General features: G+C 57.9%; 18 protein-coding genes. All 18 read left to right on the plus strand.

The window, feature by feature from the left end:
* Positions 1-18: 18 nt before the first annotated feature.
* The 18 genes from ACSQ25_RS24795 to ACSQ25_RS24880 all read left to right on the plus strand — a co-directional run bounded on the left by ACSQ25_RS24795 (position 19) and on the right by ACSQ25_RS24880 (position 20,893).
* A complete protein-coding gene (locus ACSQ25_RS24795) occupies positions 19-1,050 on the plus strand; it encodes a hypothetical protein (RefSeq protein WP_436108401.1) in 1,032 nt (343 codons plus the stop codon).
* Positions 1,047-2,852 carry an ATP-dependent helicase gene (locus ACSQ25_RS24800; protein ID WP_436108402.1) on the plus strand — a complete coding sequence of 602 codons (1,806 nt, stop codon included), beginning with the start codon at positions 1,047-1,049 and terminating at the stop codon, positions 2,850-2,852. The genes ACSQ25_RS24795 and ACSQ25_RS24800 overlap by 4 nt, the downstream gene beginning before the upstream one ends.
* A gap of 204 nt (positions 2,853-3,056) precedes the next feature.
* Positions 3,057-4,046 carry a CpaF family protein gene (locus ACSQ25_RS24805; RefSeq protein WP_436108403.1) on the plus strand — a complete coding sequence of 330 codons (990 nt, stop codon included), beginning with the start codon at positions 3,057-3,059 and terminating at the stop codon, positions 4,044-4,046.
* A complete protein-coding gene (locus ACSQ25_RS24810; RefSeq protein WP_436108404.1) occupies positions 4,015-4,392 on the plus strand; it encodes a TrbC/VirB2 family protein in 378 nt (125 codons plus the stop codon). Before ACSQ25_RS24805 ends, ACSQ25_RS24810 begins: the two co-directional genes overlap by 32 nt.
* The gene (locus tag ACSQ25_RS24815) at positions 4,392-4,718 is read left to right on the plus strand and encodes a hypothetical protein (protein WP_436108405.1); all 327 of its coding nucleotides are present in this window, start codon (positions 4,392-4,394) and stop codon (positions 4,716-4,718) included. The genes ACSQ25_RS24810 and ACSQ25_RS24815 overlap by 1 nt, the downstream gene beginning before the upstream one ends.
* Before the next feature lie 2 nt (positions 4,719-4,720).
* Complete coding sequence (locus tag ACSQ25_RS24820; protein WP_436108406.1) at positions 4,721-7,183, plus strand: VirB4 family type IV secretion system protein; 2,463 nt, start codon at positions 4,721-4,723, stop codon at positions 7,181-7,183.
* Between the two features lie 25 nt (positions 7,184-7,208).
* The gene (locus ACSQ25_RS24825) at positions 7,209-7,922 is read left to right on the plus strand and encodes a hypothetical protein (RefSeq protein ID WP_436108407.1); all 714 of its coding nucleotides are present in this window, start codon (positions 7,209-7,211) and stop codon (positions 7,920-7,922) included.
* Positions 7,923-7,955: 33 nt separating this feature from the next.
* A complete protein-coding gene (locus ACSQ25_RS24830; RefSeq protein WP_436108408.1) occupies positions 7,956-9,149 on the plus strand; it encodes a hypothetical protein in 1,194 nt (397 codons plus the stop codon).
* Positions 9,150-9,164: 15 nt separating this feature from the next.
* Entirely contained in the window at positions 9,165-10,052 is an 888-nt protein-coding gene (locus ACSQ25_RS24835) for an OmpA family protein (protein WP_436108409.1), read from the plus strand.
* A gap of 117 nt (positions 10,053-10,169) precedes the next feature.
* Positions 10,170-10,889, plus strand: a complete 720-nt coding sequence (locus ACSQ25_RS24840; RefSeq protein WP_436108410.1) for a VirB8/TrbF family protein — start codon at positions 10,170-10,172, stop codon at positions 10,887-10,889.
* The gene (locus ACSQ25_RS24845; RefSeq protein ID WP_436108411.1) at positions 10,886-11,707 is read left to right on the plus strand and encodes a TrbG/VirB9 family P-type conjugative transfer protein; all 822 of its coding nucleotides are present in this window, start codon (positions 10,886-10,888) and stop codon (positions 11,705-11,707) included. Before ACSQ25_RS24840 ends, ACSQ25_RS24845 begins: the two co-directional genes overlap by 4 nt.
* Before the next feature lie 3 nt (positions 11,708-11,710).
* Complete coding sequence (locus ACSQ25_RS24850) at positions 11,711-13,207, plus strand: TrbI/VirB10 family protein (RefSeq protein ID WP_436108412.1); 1,497 nt, start codon at positions 11,711-11,713, stop codon at positions 13,205-13,207.
* A 218-nt stretch (positions 13,208-13,425) separates the two neighbouring features.
* The gene (locus ACSQ25_RS24855) at positions 13,426-14,259 is read left to right on the plus strand and encodes a TcpQ domain-containing protein (protein WP_436108413.1); all 834 of its coding nucleotides are present in this window, start codon (positions 13,426-13,428) and stop codon (positions 14,257-14,259) included.
* A 5-nt stretch (positions 14,260-14,264) separates the two neighbouring features.
* Positions 14,265-16,064, plus strand: a complete 1,800-nt coding sequence (locus ACSQ25_RS24860; protein ID WP_436108414.1) for a type II secretion system protein GspD — start codon at positions 14,265-14,267, stop codon at positions 16,062-16,064.
* A 10-nt stretch (positions 16,065-16,074) separates the two neighbouring features.
* Positions 16,075-17,358: a hypothetical protein gene (locus ACSQ25_RS24865; protein ID WP_436108415.1), complete on the plus strand. Its 1,284-nt coding sequence runs from the start codon at positions 16,075-16,077 to the stop codon at positions 17,356-17,358.
* A 9-nt stretch (positions 17,359-17,367) separates the two neighbouring features.
* Positions 17,368-17,808 (plus strand): hypothetical protein, encoded by a 441-nt coding sequence (locus ACSQ25_RS24870; RefSeq protein ID WP_436108416.1) that lies wholly within the window; start codon positions 17,368-17,370, stop codon positions 17,806-17,808.
* A gap of 163 nt (positions 17,809-17,971) precedes the next feature.
* Positions 17,972-19,681, plus strand: coding sequence for a GspE/PulE family protein (locus tag ACSQ25_RS24875; protein WP_436108417.1), 1,710 nt, complete (start codon positions 17,972-17,974; stop codon positions 19,679-19,681).
* A gap of 111 nt (positions 19,682-19,792) precedes the next feature.
* Positions 19,793-20,893 carry a hypothetical protein gene (locus ACSQ25_RS24880; protein ID WP_436108418.1) on the plus strand — a complete coding sequence of 367 codons (1,101 nt, stop codon included), beginning with the start codon at positions 19,793-19,795 and terminating at the stop codon, positions 20,891-20,893.
* The last annotated feature ends 5 nt before the right edge of the window (positions 20,894-20,898 follow it).

Here is a 20,898-nt window from a genome sequence, read left to right on the forward strand (position 1 = left end):
GATTGGCCGAAACTATAAATGCGCGTGCTCTCGCCGATCCTACGAAACCACGACGTTTTTTTGCCTGAATCGGTTGCGGACAGGAAACAAAAGCATCTCCTCGCCAGCTTTTCTTTTCGTGATGTGCAGTGGAATCCCGCGAAAAAAAGTGGTGCTTTTGCTGCGAGGTTCCTACAGGCAATAGGCACGATGCTGTTTCCGAACACTTTTATCCCCGAGGACCCTATGACTACCGCCGCACCCGAAGTTCTGACCGATTCAGCTGCCCGTGAGGCCCTGCGCGAACTCGACACCGCATCGCAGCTCTCCCAGCAGAGCATGAATGAAGGCGCCACTCCGGCGGCCGTAAACGCTGATCAAGTGGTTCTGCAAGCCACCGACGAAGCGCGCGTCCAGCTGCTGCGCAACCGCGCCAAGCGCCAGCGCGACCGCGGCGTGCAGGGCCTGGCACGTCGCCACGACGGCGTCGCTTCGCTGATTCGCGACGTCGAACTGCAGGAGCGCGTCATCGGTTCCGCGTTCGAGCGCTACTACGCCGGCATCGAACACGGAATCCACTTCATCTCCAAGCTGGGTGGCTTCTTCATCGGTGACGACAATGCCGACAAACTGATCGGGACCATCAAGGAAAAGGTCACCGAGATGGAAGCGCGGCTGGCTACCGAAACCGAGCAGATCAAAATGGTTCTCGAAGCGCATGCGACAAATGCTGACTGGATCAAGCCTGGATATACGAACCCGGCCGCAAAGCACACGATCCAGATCCGCACGCCACTGGCAAACCGCGTGGCAAGCGCGTTCATCAAGCAGGACCAGTACGTCCAGCAGCTGAACCAGCTGGTGTGGAACGGCGAAGCCGAAGGGGACGCAGTGGAACTGAGCGAATACCAAATCAAGAAGGAAGTGCGCGATTTGGCTCAGTTCATCGCCCGGACCCTGCGCGGCATCCAGAACAAGACCGAAGCGAAGAAGGCCACCACGCCGGCCGCTACCGCTCCGCAGGCCGAACTGCAGGCCGAACCGCAATCGGCTGACGCTCTGGCAGCGTGAACGAAATCCTCGAGGAATTAAACCCGGAGCAGCGCCAAGTGGCGCTGCATACTGGGCATACCCTCGCGATTGCCTGCCCCGGCGCCGGCAAGACGAAGACGATGGCGACAAAAGCCGCGTTGCTGCTGGACCAAGGCGACAAGGTGTGTGCTGTCACCTTCACACGCGACGCCGCGCTCGAGCTGCGCGAGCGCATCATGAAGCTGGCCCAGCCCAGCGGGAAGCCTCGCCTTCTTGTGGGCACGTTCCACAGCGTCTCCCTGCTGATGACGACCCCCCATAAGCATAAGGGGGAATTCGGCCGCGAGATCCTCACAGGCATGCGCTCACCGTTTGCATCGCCGCCCAATCTGGTCAAGGAAGGCGTGCGAGTATCCTACGTAATACGCGCTATCCGTGAAAGCGGCCTGAAGATGACCGCGCGAGACGCCACGCCCATCATCGAGCAGGTCAAGGAAGCTGGCGGGAAGCTGGAAACGATCGATCCAGAACTCCAGCAGATGGTCGACATCTACTGCCAGCTGATGACCGATGCGGGGGTGATTGACTTTCAAGACATCATCTTGCGCGTAAACTCTGCAATGCGTGACGGTTCAATGTCGCCCCTCCCTGTCGACCACCTCTTGATCGACGAATACCAGGACACGGACAAGGCCCAGTACGAATGGGCTGCGCACCATGGAAAAGCCGGGGCCGCCCTCACGGTCGTGGGCGATGACGATCAGTCGATCTACGCTTTCCGCCGAGCCCTGGGCTTTGGCGGCATGGAAAAATTTGCCACACAGTTCAATGCCCTTCAGGTGCTGCTTGGCACGAACTACCGCTGCCGCGCGGAGATTCTTGCCGCTGCTGAGCAGCTGGTGAGCCGTAACCGGCAACGCATCGAAAAGCGCCTTTTCGCCGCCAAGGGCCCTGGTGGTACCGTCATCTGGGAATCTTTCAAGGACAACGCGACAGAATATGCAGCAGCGGCTGAAGAAGCCATGATCGCGCGAGATGAGGGCGCCGGCTTCGCCGTCATCGCCCGTACAAACGATGAGCTGACACTATTACAAGCGGCAATGACCACGCGGGGCGTCCCTTACCGCAAAACAGATGGCCGAAGTATCTTCGATTGTCCGGAAGTGCAGGCCTGCGCCGCACTCCTACGCTTGCTAGTCAAGCCCAGCAGTAACGACCTGGATATCGTCCTCGCATGGGCCGGCATGGACGTCGAGGACACTCGGAAGATCCGAAAGCTATTCGGCGTAAACATCATGATCGGCAGCCGAGACGACTTCCGTAATGCGGGCATCTCCGAGAAGGGGAGCGAAATCTGGCGGACGTTCGCGAAACGGTTCGCCGGCTGGACCTCGGCAAAGGAGCAAGGCTTCGTTGCGACGCTGTTTTTCGGCGTGCATGAGTGGCTATCCGAAACCCTACAAAAGCCCAACAACCAGGCAATTCTCGACGCGGCTCGCGACATTTACAAGCCGGTCGACTGCACGCTCGAAGAGCAGCTTGCTACCGTCCGTGCGCGCGAGGAAAAGCAGAAGGCAGCCGACAAGAAAGAAGCTCCACTGGAAGGGGAGGGGCCGGTTGCGCTGCTGACCACAGCTCACGGTTCCAAAGGCCTGGAGTTCGACCGGGTCTGGATTGTAGGGCTCGACACCGGTGCATTCCCGTCGGACAAAAGCTCGCTTGAGGAAGAGCGACGCCTGATGTTCGTCGCGATGACCCGTGCCAAAGAAACCCTCTACATCTCCGGCACCAAGGTCAAGAAGCCGAGCCTGTTCGTTGTTGAGGCAGGACTGATTCAATAGCCATCAGTTTCGCGACAAGTTCGGGGCCACGTGGCCCCGAACTGTCAGATTGATGAAAAGACGAATCCATACCTCTCTCACCAGCCCTGCCTGGCGACCCGCCGCTGCAGTTCGTGAGCCAGCGCCACCAGCGAATACGAATACCCACAAAAAGCGGCGCGCATTTGCGGTTCCCGAGAGCAATACTTGTCCGAAAATTGCCGCATGTTAAACCCCAACGTCGCCCTCGAACTTCTCGCAACCCAGCTCAGCCCTGTGCGCAGCTGGCTTGACGATCCCAGCGTAACCGAGCTGATGATCAATCCGGGAGGGCTGGTGTTCGCCGAGACCAATGGCGTCATAGTGCCCCACGGGGCGCTGCTCTCGGAAGGCGCTATCGATATGGCACTGACGGCGATCGCCAAAATGGTCGGCAAGGACGCAATTGCCAAGTCTGCGAGCGCTATCGTGAACGCGTCGATTGAGGATATGCGAATCGCCGGTGCGAAAAGGCCTGTCTGCCCGGATGGGTCTTTCATGACCATCCGGAAGCATAAAGACAAGAGCGAGCGACCAACGCTCGACGACCTCATCCACAAATACAAAGCGCTCACGCAAGAGCAGGCCGACCTGCTAGTCCGCCTTGTCCTGAAAGAACACAAGAACTGCATCATCGCCGGCGGTACCGGCAGCGGCAAGACAACACTGCTCAACGCATTGTTGAGCCGAATCGGCGAGCACGAACGAATTCTGACGATCGAAGACTCGCGCGAGATCCAAATTTCGGTACCGAACGTGATTTCCCTCCTGTCGAATCCCGACGACGGGGTCACGGCACGCGACCTGGTCAAGCTGGCAATGCGGATGCGTCCTGACCGCCTCATTCTCGGCGAGACACGTGGCGATGAGACTTACGACCTGATCCGCGCGTTCAACTCGGGCCACCCGGGCTCCGTATCGACCATCCACGCGGACTCTGCAATACAGGCAATGTCGGCCCTGGAGATGCTTTTCCAGATGAGCCTGCCGCCAAACGCATCCATGCCGCCCGATCTCGTCAAAAAGTACATCGCCGAGTCGGTTCACGTCATCGTTTTCGCCGCTCGCCGGATCGTTCCTGTGGACGGCGTGCAGCACGTAGTTCGACGCATCGAACAAATTTCCCTCATCACTGGAGTCCAAAATGAAAAATATCTTCTCGAAACTCTCGGGTAATGGCGCGAAGCTCGCCGCCGCTTGGGACAACCTGTCGCCAACTGCGAAGGGCATTTGCAAGGCATCCGCAATGGGGGTGGTGCTGATGAGCCCCACCCTTGCGTTCGCGCAGGGCGGCGCCGGCAACGGCAACCAGTTCTTCTGCTACATCGCCAACTACTTCAAGGGAATCGTCGGTTCCTGCGCGCTGGTCGTGATCCTGCTGTGGGCGATCGAGCATTTCTTCGGCGTCGCCAAGCTGCACGACGTCGTGATCAAGGTCGGCATTGGCGCCGCGATCGTGGCCGGCTCATCGATCATCATTGTCAACTCGGGCTTGACCCCACCAAACTGCATGATCGGCTGATGCGCGTATCCGAAGTCAACCACGCCCTATTGGAGCCGCGGCTAAGCAACGGCGTCTCCAATAAGGCACTAGGACTTTGCTGGGGACCGGCGGCGTTCATCGCCGTCCTGGCCGGCAGTGTTAGCGTTTATTACGCTGCCATCCCGCTTGGCATCTCAGCCGTGCTCCACGCCTTGCTCGCGTGGGCATACAAGAAAGATCACCACATTTTCACGGTCTACGTCCAGTATGCCCGCATGGGTAAGCAATACCACCCTGATTCACGAGAAAACCTCCCTGCTACGTATGAGCGACCTGCTAAGTTCGGTCGCGGTGTACGCATGTAACTATGCTCAAGCTCAAATTCCGCGAGACCGAAGACGACGACCTCCATCCTATGCAGGCGTTGTGCCCTTGGCTCGACTTCATCACCGATGGGATCGTGCTCAACAAGGACGGTTCGCTGCTGGCCGCCTTCGATTACCGCGGAGCCGATCCCGACGATCTGTTCGACGAGCAGGTCGACGCCTTCGCTGAGCAGATGCAGAATATCTCGCAGCGCCTGGACAGCCGTGTTACCGCGTGGTGGATTGTTGATAAACGTCGGGACGCGAGCTACGTGCCAGGACAGTTTGAGAACGAGGCCGCAGCCAAGCTGGACGAAATCTACTCTGCCAAGTTCACTGACGGGCGCCGTTACACGACGCGCTACTCACTCTACCTGCTGTTCACCGGATCGACCGGCGCCGACAAGTTCTTCGACCGCGTGGCCCGAATCCAAAAAGAGACGGGCAAGGCAGTCGGCGGCGCTCTCATCTCGGCCCTGAAAGAATCGCTCTCAGGGACGCGAGCATTTGCGGCCGACGTTGGGACGCTGCGTGAGAACGTGCTGACGTTCGAGCGCATCCTGTCGAGTTTCGTGAATTCCGCGCCGATCAAGCTTTCTCGCCTGGAGGGCGACGACTTCACCAGCGCCTTAAGCAGGACCCTGAACCGCGCGAGCAATCCAGCTCCGCAGAGCAAACCGGACGGCGCCATGCTGGACGCGTGGCTGCCGCGCGACTATATGGCAAAAGGAGAGGATCTCCTGTACTTCCAAGGCAGCCAGCGATCCGTGTACGTTGGCGCAGTTGGCCTGAAGAAGTGGCCCAAGACTTCCTCACCCATGTTATTCGAGACGCTCGCATCACTCGATATGGAGCTGACAGTCTGCCAGGTAGTGCGCTTCATGAATTCGGTCGAGAGCATGAAAGCAATCCAGGAGGCAATCGAGTATTACAACCTGACCCAGTACAACCTGGTCGCACACGCTTTCGCGAAGGCCTCAGGTAACACACCTGAGTCGCGCCCGGGTAAAGCACAGCTGCTGGCGGACTGTAAGCATGCTCAGGAACGAATCGGCGCCGAAGGCCTGACGTTCTGCTACATGGCGACCACTGTTTTCGTCGCCGGCGACACTCGCCAAGAGGTGAAACGTAACTGCGATCTGGTGGTAACTGCGCTCGAGAATTTGAAATTCAACGCCACGCGCGAGCGCCTGAACCTCGGTCCGTCATTTGCGGCCATGCAGCCCGGCCAGTGGGCGACGCAGTCGCGCTACGACCTGATTTCGGTCGAAAACGTGGCTGACTCCTATCCGCTTTACACGATGGATGAAGGTCCACGCACGCACGGCTACTTTTCCAAGACCGTGTACCGTCGGCCCATGCCACAGCTTGCTGTGTTCGGCAACCGCTACGGCGGGCGCTTCCACTTTTCTTCGCACGTCGAGCAGGTCGGGCACATGCTGATTATCGCCCCGACCGGCGGCGGCAAGTCGACGTTCGTGAACTTCTGCCTTTCCCAGTTCCAGCGCTACGGCAAGGTGCGCACATTCATCTTCGACCGAAACAGGAGCTGTGAAGTGGTCACCAAACTCCATGATGGCCAGCATGTCGACATCAAGAAGGCAGGTACCAGGCTCAACCCACTTGCAATGATGATGGACGGGACCCCGGACGGCCGGACCTGGGTGCGGGAATTCATTCTGCGCCGTCTTGCTGAAGGCGGTTTTGAAGCGGACACAGCAGATCGCCAACACCTCGATGAGGCGCTCGCAAAGCTCGTGGAGATGGGCACGCCGAGCATGAGCAAACTTGCTGTGCTGGTCCCTTTAAGGCTCGAGAAAGAGCTGGGCGAATGGCTGAAGGGGCGGCCCTACGGGATGTTCGATAACGAGGAAGACGACCTGTCGCTGACCAACTGGACGACGATCGAGATGTCCTCAATCCTGGCAGTCGACCGGATAGCACGTGCGTTCATCGACCTCGTCTTCCGCAAGATCTTCACCTCACTCGATGGCACACCGACCTTCATCTACATCGAGGAGGCTTCGTTCCTCCTGAACGATCCGCGCTTTGCGCCCATGATCGATGAATGGCTCAAGGCCATCCGCGGCCGCAACGGTTTCCTGTGGTTGACGATTCAGTCGCCCCAGTCAGTGACCAACGCCGAGATGTCCGCGACGATCCTCGACAACATCTACAGCTTCCTGCTTCTCTACAACAAGAAGATCGAAACGCACCGCGACGCCTACAAAACTAACTTTGGCTTTGAAGATCATCAGATCGACATGATCGCCCAGCTGCAGCCAAAGCGCGACTACCTGCTGATTCAGGCGGGTAAGGCACGCGTGATGACCACCGAGTTTTCGCCCTCGGCGCTGGCCTACCTTCGTTCGGAGAAGGCCGTCCTAAACGTCCTTGACGCCTTGGAAGCCGAGAGGGCGCCGGACTGGAAGGAGCGGTACTTGCGCGAAGTCGAAACGATGTAATGCCAACATCTATAAGGAACTAAAAATGAACTTGAAGAGAAGCTTTACTCGCGCCGTCGCTGCCTTCATGGCATGCCTGCTTTCGGCCACGCCGGCTCAGGCGCTTACCTTTACAGACTTCCTAAACCTCGCGCAAAACACTTTTGGCGCGAGAGCAGGAATCCAGAATGAGATCAACAGCGCACGGCAACTGATCCAGCAAATTAATGCGGCGAAGGATATGGCAAGATCGGTGAAAGGCCTCAAGGACGTGAACGGGCTTGCGGCTATCCGTCAGACTGCGCAGCTATATGGCGCCTTGGTCGAGATTGACGAGAGCCTGAGTGCGACGCTGGATAGGAACAGCGCATTGGTCAACGACCTCCGCGCTCAGTATGGCGCGTCGAATCTCACGTTTGAAGCATTCGCCGACTCGCTGGCCAAGTCGGACGCCGCCAGACAGCGCGCAAATCGCGAGCGCTTCGCGTCCGTCTCACGCTCTATGAGCGACACCACCCGCCGCCGCCAAGAAATCGTCTCTCAGCTGGCCGCAGTACAAGGTCAGACCGAGGCTATGCAAACTCTTGGGGTGGCGCTCGACGTCATCATCGGTCAAAACCAGCAGGTAGTGGCAAGGATGCAGGCCGAGGACAAGATGAAAGTCCAGGACGAGGACGTTGACGCGGGCAAGCAACAATGGGCTGAAAATCAGCGTGCCCTCTACCAGAAGCGACTGCGTGAAGCAGCCAACCAGTTCTAAGCGATTACAGCGTACGCAGCGCACATAAAAGACATGAGTCATCGACACATTCTCATTACCCTGCTGTTCTGGGCACTTGGTTGCCTAGCGCCGCTCGCGTCCGCGCAGACCGTGCCGATGACAGCGATGCCTGCATCAGCCAACCCGGCAAACTACCAGCAGCCCGCAGCAAAGAGCGGCGGCTTCTTCGCAAATCTTGAAGGCTCGATGCGTACATTTAACGCTAAGCTGAACACGAATCTTGGCCAGACGATGAAGCACTTCGCAGTCAACGAGGTCGCAGTTAAGATGAAGCAGCCGGCGCTCACGATTGGTGGTGGACTCGCCTTCATGTACCTAATGTGGGAGTGCCTCCAGTTCTATGCCGGCAAACGCCCGTCGATGCTGACCGTGATCTTCGATGTGGGCGTTCCATGTGTCGTTGCCGTCTTCCTGATCCATACCTACGAGCTGCGAATTCTGCAATTCGACGACATGCTCAATCCCTTCCGAATGGCCCACCTGGGCGCGGGGGGCGACAACCCCACGGCCAAGCTGATGACGCTTTACGGTGGCATCCTCGCCGACATTGGGCGGGCGCTCGGCACATTGTTCCTTAACGTTGTGGACGTGACCGAGCTTGTTACCAAACCTGGCGGGTGGTTCTCGAACCTCGCCGACTTTTTGGCAACCTTGATCTTTACGTTCGTAATTCTGGTACTAGTCCTGCTGGGTGTAGCCGAAGTCATGGGCCTGCTGTTGCTCGGCCCATTCCTGACGGCCGTTGGTATCGCGTTCGGCCCGCTTCTCATCGTTGGCATCGTGACGCCGTGGACGACGGATTATTTCAAAAAGTGGGCTCAATTCCTGGTGGTCTCGGCGGCGCTCACCGGCGTGATCAACGTTATCCTTTCCATCGCTGCTTCGATCCTTGGCCCCAACGGTCTCGGACTGGATAAGCTGGTTGGCAAGGAGCCGACTGCGGCCGGCATGATCATCGTGACCGTGCTGCTCGTCACAGTCAACTCGCTCATTTCGCAAGCGCCGACTATCGCAAGTGCGCTTCTGCCAGGTTCGCTTGGTGCCCATAAGGGTGCCGGACAAGGGATGAAGCAAGCTGCCACCCAGGCGGCTAATCACGCGAAGTCCGGAGCTACAGCGACCGCAAAAGGCCTCGCTACGGCGGCGAAGAAAGGCGTGAAGATGACTAAAGCCGCGGACGCGAAGATGTACCCAAAGACTCCATAAAGGATTTAAAGCGCTATGAAGAGATTGAAGACTGGCCTCGTCATTGGTGTCACGCTGGCTGCGATGGGGCTCGGGGGCTGCATGAGTACGCCGCCGTCACCCATCGGCTTCAACTACCAGGTGGACAACGGACCGGCTAACCGGATCGTTCAAGTATTCGACTTATCGGGCAACACTGTGGTCCAGATACGCAACGTCGATCCCAAGTCCACACGCATCTACAATGCCCGCAACGTTGAAATACCGTACAAGGTCATGGGCGAGAACGTGGTGCTGGAAGGGTTGCAAAACAGCTTCACTGTATCTTCGGATCGCGCCGCTTCCCGCGTGATCCGGACGGCGCCAGTGAGCGCCGATACCTCGACGCCGCTTCCTGCGGTGCCTGCCGCTCGTGCCGCTGCAGGAGCGAACCCGGGCATTATGGCCGCAACTAGCTCAGCTCGGGACGAAAAGCTTCTGGCCGAAATCACTCGCATCAAAACCGAACTCGCTGAACTCAAGAGGATGCTGGCTGCAGCGGAACCACCATCGACAGGCAATCAGTCAGCGATTGCTCACCAGGCACCTGTGCCGACTGAGTCGACCGATGTCGTGCGGGTTAGTTTCGCCAATAACAGTGAATACTTCGCGCCACCGCGTGAGGTGCGTGACCAGCTTGTGCAAATGGCGAAGTCGGCCACAGTCGTCGAGGTCCGCGGGTTCACCGATAGCGCTCAACGGTCCCGAACTTCCGAAGCCTTGGCAAAGGGTCGGGCATCGGCTGCCAAGCGCTTTCTCATGCGGCACGGTGTCGATGGGAAGAAGGTTCGCGTCGAATATGAGCCGGCCGGTAAGTTTGTCACCGACAACACAACCGCAGAAGGCAAAGCAGCGAACCGGCGTGTTGAGATTCGCGCGTCGTAAACACAATACTCTCCCGCCCAATCCCGCCCAGTGCGGGATTTTTTTTGCGAATTCTACTCATTTCCATGGCGCAATCCACGCAGCCGTCAATCAATCCTTAGCGAAAATATCCGAACCATGAAAAATGACCTTCCCCTCTCCAAAGCACAGCAGGCACCCGCCCTTAGCAACCCGCCGGACTTCGCCCCTGGCCCGCCAAAGCAAGCTGCGGCGCAGGAGTATTTTGCTCGTGGCTCTAAAAAGGACGTGCAGAACAACCGCATGTTCTTCATCGCGGCCATTCTTGCAGCTGGCCACGTTCTCCAAGGGGTCGCGTGGAATGGGTTTCTCCCGCTGAAGACTGTCGAGACGGTCGTCGTGAATCAGGGAGAAAACGGTCGGCTGGTCACCGATGGCACGCCGGTCGGAACTTGGACTCCCGACGATGACGCGATCGATTATTTCGTGAACCAGTGGGCAAGCAAGACCTGGGACGTCAACCGCGCGACCATCGAAAGCACGTTCGCTGAGTCAGCCGAGCAGGTGGTCGGCATCGCCAAGGTCCAGATGCAAGAGCTGCGCAACAAGGACAACCCGCTCGCATCGCTGCACAGCAACCCGGGCTATAGCCGGACCTATGAGTTCATCAGCGTGAACAAGGTCAAGGACGATGTCAGACTGCTGCGCTTCCGCACCGTGACCCGTCTAAGCCCAGAGGCCCAACCGGTCTACACGACCTATGCGATGACCGTGACCTTCACGCGCGTCAAGCCACGCACTCGCGCTGAGGTGATGAAAAACCCGGCCGGCCTCTTCATCACCAGTTTCAATCCGACCGAAGAAAGCGTTTCAAAATGAAGATTGCCCAGATCGCGGCATGCCTGGCCATAGCCTTCGGCGCTACTGCCTCCGTCCAGGCGGCATCCAGTAAGCAGCCGCCCCGTATTGTCGTCGACGAGGCGGCAAGGCCGATGGCTGCGCCGAAAGAGAACCGTATCGTCACGTACAACTATTCGCCAGACATAATCTTTCGGTTGCTGACCCTTCCGGAGATGCATACCCATATTCAGCTGGCAGAAGACGAGGGTGTCGTCGAAACTCCGGTCGTGGGCGACTCGATGCAGTGGCGCGTTAGCGGCGGACCGCGCAATCTCTACGTCAAGCCGTTGCGCTATGACCTCGAAACATCGATGACGCTCGTGACAAACAAGCGCACCTACCAGATCCAGCTCGTGTCAGGAAAGTCGGCTGCAGGAGACGCCTATCAAAAAGTTAGTTTCCTGTATCCGGACCGCGACCTCGAAATTAAACTGCGTAAAGAAGCTGAAGCCGGCGCCGTCGAAGCCGAAAAAGTGCGTCTGGCCGACCAAGTAGTTGTCCCAAACCTCGACCCAACCACACTTGATTTTGGCTTCGATATCGAGGGCACGGCGAGCTTTAAACCCACAGCTGTCTACACGAACGGGAAGTTCACGTTCTTGGTCATGCCGGACACCCAGGACAGCCCCGCTGTATTCCTGCTAGACGACGAACATAATCCATCTCTGATCAATTACCAGGTGAAGGGCCGCATGGTCGTGGTCGAGCGCGCAGCGCAGCGCCTGCTGCTTAAGCTGGGCGCTGCCGAAGTTTTCGTCACCAAGCACGGCCTCAAGAACAACCGATCGAAGTGGTAAGCGATGGCAACGAATAAAGACCCCTTCGAGACCCTGCCTACTCTTGAACCAGAGCCGCAGCACGAGAGCGGTCCGGCGCCGACTTTTGGTGAGCCGGCCAAAGAATCGGCTGAGGATATAGCATCTAGCGCACCGCCACGCAATCTCATTAAGACTGCGACAAAATATGCCGTCCCAATAATCGTTGGCTCGGTGATCGTGTGGCTGTTCTACACCCCCGACAATCCCCAGCTTGGCAAGCGCGTTGCACAAGAACAGATCAGCGTCGACACTGCGCAGCAGACTGCAACGACAGCATCGATGTATCAACAGATGAAGGCTGAGGCAGCGAAGCCGAAGCCAGTCGTGGTCCCAGTGATGCCAGGCTCACCAGCTGGAGCGCAATCGCCGTCGCAGTCGCCCATGGGCTCGATCGCGTCACCAGCGCCCACGCCGCCGAACGCGACAACATCGCGCGGTGGGTACGTGGGAGCGAATACACCATCGACATCTCCGGCCTACGGCTCACCATCGGACGCAGCTTACCGTTCGCAAGCCTACACGCCTGCCGCCCCAATGCCAACGGCCATGTCCGAAGAGGTGATGCGCGAGGCGGAAGGCCGCCGTCTGGCCCAACTCAAGCGCGAAGAGGAGATTCGTTCCGCTCCGCTCGAGGCGGGCCAAGTGCGCTTGATGGGGCAGGGTGGTGCGTCCGACGCCTCCAAAAGCCCGGCCGCGCTCGCTGAGATGCAGAGCGACTTGACGGGTGACCGAGAGCGTGACGCAGCACTCCGATCGCAACAGGCCTTGCAGGAGCAGATGCTCGCCGCCATGACTCCAAAAGAGGCTCAGAAAAGCCGGGGAACAAACGAGGAGTTTCTTGCTGGCGCGGCTGCCTCCGCTACGACACGTGCCCAACTAGCATCGTTGCAAAGCGCTGCCGGCCGCTACCTAGTCGGCGAGGGGGCTGTAATCCGCGCGGTCCTGCTGACGAATGTAAACAGCGACTTGCCCGGCCGGATCTTGGCTCGGATCACCTCCGATGTCTACGACAGCACTCAGAGGTTCGTCGTAATCCCGAAGGGCAGTCTGATCAACGGGGTCTACAACAGCCAAGTCATCGTCGGACAAGAGCGACTTCTGATGGCGATGACCAGGCTCACGCTCCCTAACGGCAACTGGATTCCGCTGACGGGGAACAGCTCGACCGACATGATGGGCACCTCGGGTGTCGGTGCAGACGTCGACAACCACTTCATGAAGATGTTCGGAAGCAGTTTGGTGATCGGGGCCACGTCGCTTCTGTTACCTCGCCAAGATACCTCGGTGACAACACTGCCGGGAACGACTGGTGGTAACGGCGCAGCCACTGCCGGATCAGTGTTCGCCACCACGCTGAACGATGTGCTTAAGAGCCTGCTCGACCGCAACAAGAACATCGCACCGACTTTGCGGCTATTCGCGGGACAAGAATTCATCTTCATGGCCAACCAGGACATGCTAATGGCGCCATATCACTGAGGAGGGATCCGGCGCATGCCGGCAAGTTCGGGGCCACGCGGCCCCGAAGCTGTTCTTGGCCATTCACCTTCAGCTTGGTTCGAGGCCGCGCAGCCCCAACCGGCGCCTACGTCATGGTCCGACAACGAAACGCAAATCAGGTCGGATTCAAGCGTGCTCTTGCAGGCCGCCGAGCGAATTGCCATTCGACAATTACACCAATTCATACCACATCGCCTATGAAACTCACATCCATCATCGCACCGCTGCTGCTCACAGCTTTCTCCGCAAGCGCGTTCGCCGCGAACGATCGCAGCTATTACGTGACCGAGCTGGCGCCGCAGCAAAAATTCGACGTGTACAACGATGGGCGCAATACCTTTCTCCAGTCGATTCCTGGATTGATCGTCACTGGCGCGACTGCGGACGGCGAATTCTTCATCGTCAAAGGCGTCCCGACTCAGATCCGCGGCTTCATGAATGGAAAGCCGATCACGGTTGTGCGCGGCGTGCCGCCAGCACCGACCTCAGCGGCGCCCGACCCATCGGTCGTCAACGGAAAGATAAAGCAGCTGACGGAAAAGCTCGAGGCGCTTTCATCGAAAGTCGCTGGCGACACCGCGTCGACCGTAGTCACGCCTGCGCCGAGCACGCACGCGTCGGGCAAGCCTGCGACGCCAAGTCCGGACCTGAGAGCGTCCACCGGAACCTCCGCAGGCGCAAAGCTGGCCACGTCCGCGGCTACCGCCCAAGAATCTGCATCTCCGCAATCTGCTCCTAAGACCCGTCCGACGGTCAGCGACATCTACACATATCGCGCAGCCCCTGAGGACGAAAATCTGCGCTTACTGATTGCGCGATGGGCAAAGATGGTCGGCTGGATCGCTGTCTGGGACGTCGACCGTGACATCCAAATCAGCACTGCTGGCGAGAAGAGCAATGACTTTAAATCCGCTGTCCGTTGGGTGCTGACCTCCACAGAATTCAGCGATGTCGTGGTCAAGCCTTGCTTCTACAGTAATGCCGTGGTCCGCGTCGTCCGCAAGACGGTTAAGTGCAATCCGAACGAGTAATCCAAATGAAAACACCATCCCTTCACCTGACAGTCCTCGCGTCGGCCCTCCTGATGTCCGGCTGCGTGTCTCAAAAGCTCGAGCTCGACACCCAGGCTGCCATCAGGACTTCACGAGCGGCTGCACTCCGGAACATCGAAAAGGCGACGCCTCCGGCGGCATCGAACAAGTTGTACGAGAAGTCGCAAGAAGTGGATGCACCCTGGATTGTGGGGAAGTCGGTGCCCCTTGCGCGCTCGGTCACGCTGCCTGCCGCGTTGCAGAAGGACGTGAAGACGATGGTCATGTTCGACAAGAACTGGGTATCGCTCAGCGAAGCCGCCGAACGTATCATGCTGGCGACCAAAATGATCGTCACCATTGCCCCTGACGTCTACCTCGACTCGAGCGCGCTCCAGCGCAAGGCGATGCAGACCGCCGGCGTCAGCACTACTGGACCAAGCGCCCCGGCATCGGTTCAACCTTCATTCGCAGCTATGCCACCGGGTATGCCAGTGGGCGCCGCTCCTATGCCGCTGCCTCTGCCTGGCGCACACGGAAATGCAGCGTCAGCGGCGCCAGCCAGTGTCGCTGTGGCGAGCGCTGGAAATGGGACGCGCCCGCCGGAGTCGGCGAACGGCTTCGACATGCCCCGCATGAATGCTCCCCTCGCGCAGATCCTCGACATCATCGCCACCAAGCTCTCGATCAAGTGGAAGTACGAAGAAACGTCCAACAGCCTTCGCTTCTATCGCATGGTCACGAAGACCTGGGAGACGCCATTCAGGGCGTCCAAGTCCAGCTACAAGTCATCGCTTGAAGGCGAGACCGCGCTGTCGAGTAACGCCAACGCTATTCAAAATCGGGGCTCAAACGAGTCGCCAGTCGGCGAGCAAATGCGCGATCTCGTCGAGCTGACCGCAATGAAGGAAAACGTTGAAGCTGTGATGACCCGCTCAGGTTCCGTGTTCGCAAACCCAGCTACCGGCGCGATCACGCTGACAGATACAACTGAGTCCGTCGAAGCGGCAGACCACATCATCAAGAGTGGCGTTCGCGCTGTCACCCGGATGGTCAAGCTGCGTGTGCAGACGATCAAGGTCACCACGCGAGACACCGGCGAAGCGGGTGTGGACGTCTCCGCGGCGGTCAGCCGCGCATTGACGAACCTGCCTGACTTCACCGTCTCGCTCGGATCGGCGGCGAACCTTGCATCGACGAATGCAGGCTCACTCGGCCTGGAGGTCTTCTCTGGTTCGGCGGCAGGATCCCGCGCCATTGTAAAAGCGCTCAAGGAGGTAGGCGACGTCGAAACATCGACCGAGATTCCCCTGGCCACTCGTAACCGCCGCGGCATTTACTACAACGTGCGCAAGACATTCTCGTATGTCGCATCGACCACGCCTGCCGCAGCGACGACGGGAGGGACCGGCGGCACGCCCGGCATCACGACTGCACAAGAATCGGTCGGCATGAAGCTGTTCTTGTATCCAGAGGTAACGGCTAAGGATACGGTCATGCTGAACATGACCCTCGACCAGAGCACGCTTCAAACTCTTGATCCATTCACGTCTGGTTCGGGCCAGAACACCCAAACGGTGCAGCTGCCGAACATCGAGGGCGAAGGATCGTCGCAGCAGGTGCCGATCCGGAACGGCCAAACCATCGTCCTCACCGGATTCGACACCAGGTCCAATCAGTACGACAAGCGCACGCTGGGTAACAACATCCCCATCCTGGCCGGGGGCTCGTTGCGGGCCAGTGCGACCCGTTCAACGACCATCGTGCTGGTGACTGCCGAAGTCGCTGACGGCGAGACCGAGTAAGAGGGACGCGATGATCTTCGATGTAAGTGGCAACCGAATCGTCTTCGGCATGCAATGGGAAACCAGCCTGTCCGACCCCGACGTCCACGCAAAGGCACGAGCGGTCAAATCGCCGTACGTCTGGGCGCACGAGAAGGCGTTCTATTACGGTGTGCTGAATGAGGCTGATCGCAAGGAAAAGCTGTCCAAGCCGCTGTACTCCGGGGCTATCGTTCTCCAACACCGCTACCCTGATATCCAGAATGTAATGCTCGTCCTGGAAATCCCGGGAGGGGGCTTCATTGCATGCGGTCTGCACCAAGGCCGTCCGCGAAATGGATGCGATGCCGTAGTCAAGGACCGGGCTGAGCTCGACATCCTGCTCGCGGACTTCAAAAAGCTCTGTGGCGGCGCCTCATTCAAGATCTACGGCGATGCACATGTCGCGGGGATCGTGCCGCTGACCATGGAAGCATTCATCACTTCAGTCGACGGTACCGCTCAGCTACGTCGGGTTAAGAGCGCCCTGGTCAATCCACTCGCATTCGCCGGCGGCGCGACGGCCGTTGTCCTCATCGTTTCATATTGCATTAATGCTTACAACGAGCACCGGGCAGCTGAGGCCCAGCGTTTGGCGGCGGAAGCACAGAAATCATCCCAAACTCTCTACGACGAGGAGCTTACTGCCAGGCGAAAGGATGTAGCCCTGCCTGCCCGTGCAATCGCCGAAATGATCGCACCTGTCCGCGGAATATCACCGTCGATAGGCGGCTGGCCACTTGGTAAAGCAGCATGCAGCGTCACGATCTCGAAACAGGTCGTCTGCACTTACGAATTCGCACGGCGCGAGAACAGCAAGGCGACGTACCAGTCTTTCATGACCGCTGCCGGTAAAGGCTTCGACAGCATCGAAATGGCGGGTAACACCATCACTGCTGTCAAGGGATACTCCGCAATGCCCTTCATCGAGCAAGGCAAAGCCATCGACGCTGCCAGGACAAGGAGAGAAGAAACGATCGAGTTTGGCTCGGCGTTGCAGCTGCTCTCTTCGATGGGCAAGCCCAAACTGGAAGACCACGTGCCCTTCGCTTTGCCACCGGGTGCCAACGTCGGTGAAATGACCACGCCCCCGGTAGGCGCCGCGAAGTGGGAGTTCGCCGGCCCTGTTCGCAGCCTCAGAGGACTGCAACAGCTCCCCGACTACGCGACGATCACTAACGTTGTCATCAGCTTCACCGACAAGCCGGCCTACGAACTTGAGCGATCAATGGCTATGGCAACGGTCAGCGGAACTATTTTCTCGAAATCCAACTGAAGTAAAAAAATGAACCGGTCCCTTATTCTGATTCCATTCTTTGCCTTCTCCAGTCTGGCGCTGGCGCAAGACCAGCTCAAGGTGGGTGAGCTTCTCGACCTTGAAGAACGCATTTTAATTAAGAAGATGACAGACGAGCTGGCGAAGCCGAATCCTAATGCTCCAGCTGCGCCGCCAATCGTCATTTCGCCGCGAGCACCAAAGATTGTCTACCCGACTGAAACCCTCGCCATCTACGGGACCAGCACCACCTATTACGAAGGGCAGCTTTCGATGGAAGGGCGCATTCATACGGTCCGAAACGGCAGCGTCGTACGCGATTACGTTGTTAGTTCGATTGGCCCCCAAGGCATCTGGCTGACGAAGACAGCAGGCTCCGCGAAAGGTAAAAAGGGCCGCGCAGCCGAAGCGCAAAAAGTTACTTTATTCGCGCCTTTAGCGGTCCGCTGACCGTTGGGCGCGTGGCCTTTCTTCAAATTCGCTTCATAAATAATCGACCATGTTTAATTGGACCTCAAAAACCGAACCCAGCATGTCTCCGACGCCACCGCTCGGAGCACCACAACCGCTTGCATCGGTCGCTCATATCATGGTCGAACGAAGCGCGAACGCCATGAAGGTCGAACACACAGACGACCTGCCCGACTTCAATAAAAAGCTTTACGAAGTCGTCGGACTGAACTCGGCGCTTAAGCACAGGGTGTGCCCGATCGATGTAACCGCGGAAGGTGAAACGAATCGATGCGCAATCGTACTACTCGAAACCGAACTGAGGACGGACCTCACTGACACACTGGTTGCAAACCTGCGCGACAAAGGCTGGACCATCGAAAGCGATGCCTACTACCTGGCTTCGCCGTCTGTGATGGATGAACTGGCCCGCGATGGTATCAATGAGTTCCACAAGGCAGGCAAGGGCGGCACCACCAGGAAGTTCGACAGTGCCTTGTGGAGCCTCTTCGAGAGTGCCGGCGAATTTGCTCTCAACAACGGTTCATCCGACATCCACATCCGCATCAATAAAAGTAAAGAGGATTCGCAGATCATGTTCCGCATCGACGGTCGGATCACGAAGCCGCGCGAGTTCGTGGTGAAGACCGACCGCCTGTTGGCCATGACTGCCTATGTCTACAACATGCATAGCAGCGCCGGCAGCGAAAACATTTTCAATGAAAATGCTCCGCAACAGTGCCAGGTGAACGCTACGATCCAAGGCGTCAAAGTCCAGTTCCGCTGGGCCTCGAACAAGACGGCCCGGGGTACCAAGGTGGTCATGCGGGTCATCATCCAAGATAGTGAAACCGCTCCGAAAACATTGGCTGAACTCGGATACCTCCCGCCACAAATCGACGTCTGGGAACGAGCCATTACGCGTCTCGGCGGAGGCATTCTGATCGGTGGCGTAGTGAACTCCGGTAAGTCGACGACCTTGCAAACCGCGCTGTCGATGATGCCGGACTGGATGGAGATCATCACCGCTGAAGATCCGGTCGAAAATCTCATCCCGAATACCGACCAGTTCTCCGTCTCGAGGAGCTTAAACAGTGATGATGGCGATCCCTTCATTGCGGTCAAGCGGCAGACCAAGCGAATGGATCCGGACGCCGTGATGATTGCCGAGATTCGTGACCACGACAGCGCCAGCATGTTCCGTGACGTCGCCGAATCTGGCCACCGCGCACTGGCGACGCTTCACGCTCCATCGGCGATCGACATGATCACCCTGCGTTTAGTGTCGAGCGAACTGGGCATTCCGCGCGAAGTAATTGCCACGCCTGGATTCATAAATCTGCTGGTGTATCAAGCGCTCGTGCCAAAACTTTGCCCATGCTGCCGCCTCGATGCGGAAGCGGTCTATGACGACAAGTATCTCGATCGAATCGAACGACTTTTCCAGGTCAGCCGTAAATCGTTGAAAGCCCAAAATCCTCGCGGATGCGAACAATGCTTGCGTACGAGCTTGCCAGAACTGGCCGGAACAAAAGGTCGCCTTGTGGTTGCAGAGATGATCGAACCAACCACACGAATGCTGCTGCTTTTCCGGGAGGCGAAGAACCTGGAGCTGAAGCGTTATATCCGCAAGACTCGCACGGCCCGCTTCGACGAACAGGATACGACAGGTAAGAGCGCGCTCGAGGTCGCAATGTATCACGTCGCACACGGTGTGCTCGATCCAAGGGAGGTCGAGCGCAAGTTCGGCACCTTCGAGCAATACGAAACGGAGATGGCCGAGGATCAAGGGACGCGGTCCAGCGCAGTCGGCGTCAAACGCCTCGTCGGCACCTTCGCCGTCCGACCAGGCCGCCGCCTGCGCCGCAATTGAAGTCCTGCAGATTTCACACGTGCTCTTGGGAAATAGGGGTATGGCCCGGGCTCTATAGTTATGCCAACGAACAGTGCGCGTGAAGCGTGCTGAACACAAACAGGAACAGAAATGAAGCAGCGCCTGAGCTGGAAAATTAGAAACGCGGCGTTCGACTTCAAAGGGCAACGTGGCAACTTCTACCTCGACCTAGCGAGCGTGATGGAAGCCATGCCCGGCGAGTCCGTCACGAAATTGCTCACGCGTTATGCCGAGCGGTATAAAAAGCGGTCCATAGGTGTTCTCTGCAACTACTGGCTCGAGCGCTTTGCCCACGTCGGTACCTTCACGGATTCATTGCGCGGAACGATCCCTGACGAAGACCTTGCCTCGCTGGCCGCTTCCGAATCTGCTGGCGATCTTCGGCTTGGATTAGAGAAGTTAGGTGCAAATATCCTGGCGATGCAATCGACTCGGAAGGAAATACACAAACTGATGATTTCGGCCGTGATAATGATCTCGGTGTTTCACGCATATATAGCGATGCAGGCATTCATGGTTATGCCGCGTCTGCATAGCGCCGTCTTGTCCAGCAGGGTTGACTTGAACCATCTTGGCGCACTCGGGAAGGTATTTTTTGGTGGTTCGGAAATTGTACGCACGTGGTGGCTGGCGTACATGGTCTTTGTCATCGCAATAGTTGCGCTCACCGTATGGGCGTTGAAACACTATGTCGGCAATTATCGGCAGTGGCTCGACAACCGCGTATTGCCGTTTCAAATGGCGCGGGACTTTAATGCCGCAGCATTTTTCGCGACGATAGGGATGATCACTGCCGTTCGCAACAGTAACGTAGTGCAGCTGAGTGACGCATTAATCAAGATACGGCTTAATGCCTATCCATGGCTTCGCTGGCAAACAACACGAATCCTCGACAATCTGGCTGCGAATCCAAATGGGAAAGGAGAGATCTTTAATACCGGAATTGCAAACCAAACGACGTATTACCGAATTCTTGACATCTCAGATTATGCGGACGTGCCCGTCATGTTGCAGCAGGTTGGTGCAATTATCTTAAAAACTGCACCGGAAGAAATTAAAGCCAAGGCTAGCACTGTACGGATCGTATTAATGGCCGCGTGCTTGGCCGCTATGCTCGGAATGTACGCTGGAACCATTGCTTTAGTCGAAATGTTCAAAACTGCCGTCAGCATGAAGGCATTGCTTTACTAACCTCG

Source organism: Massilia sp. LjRoot122, assembly GCF_964252725.1.
Taxonomy (GTDB): Bacteria; Pseudomonadota; Gammaproteobacteria; order Burkholderiales; family Burkholderiaceae_D; genus Telluria.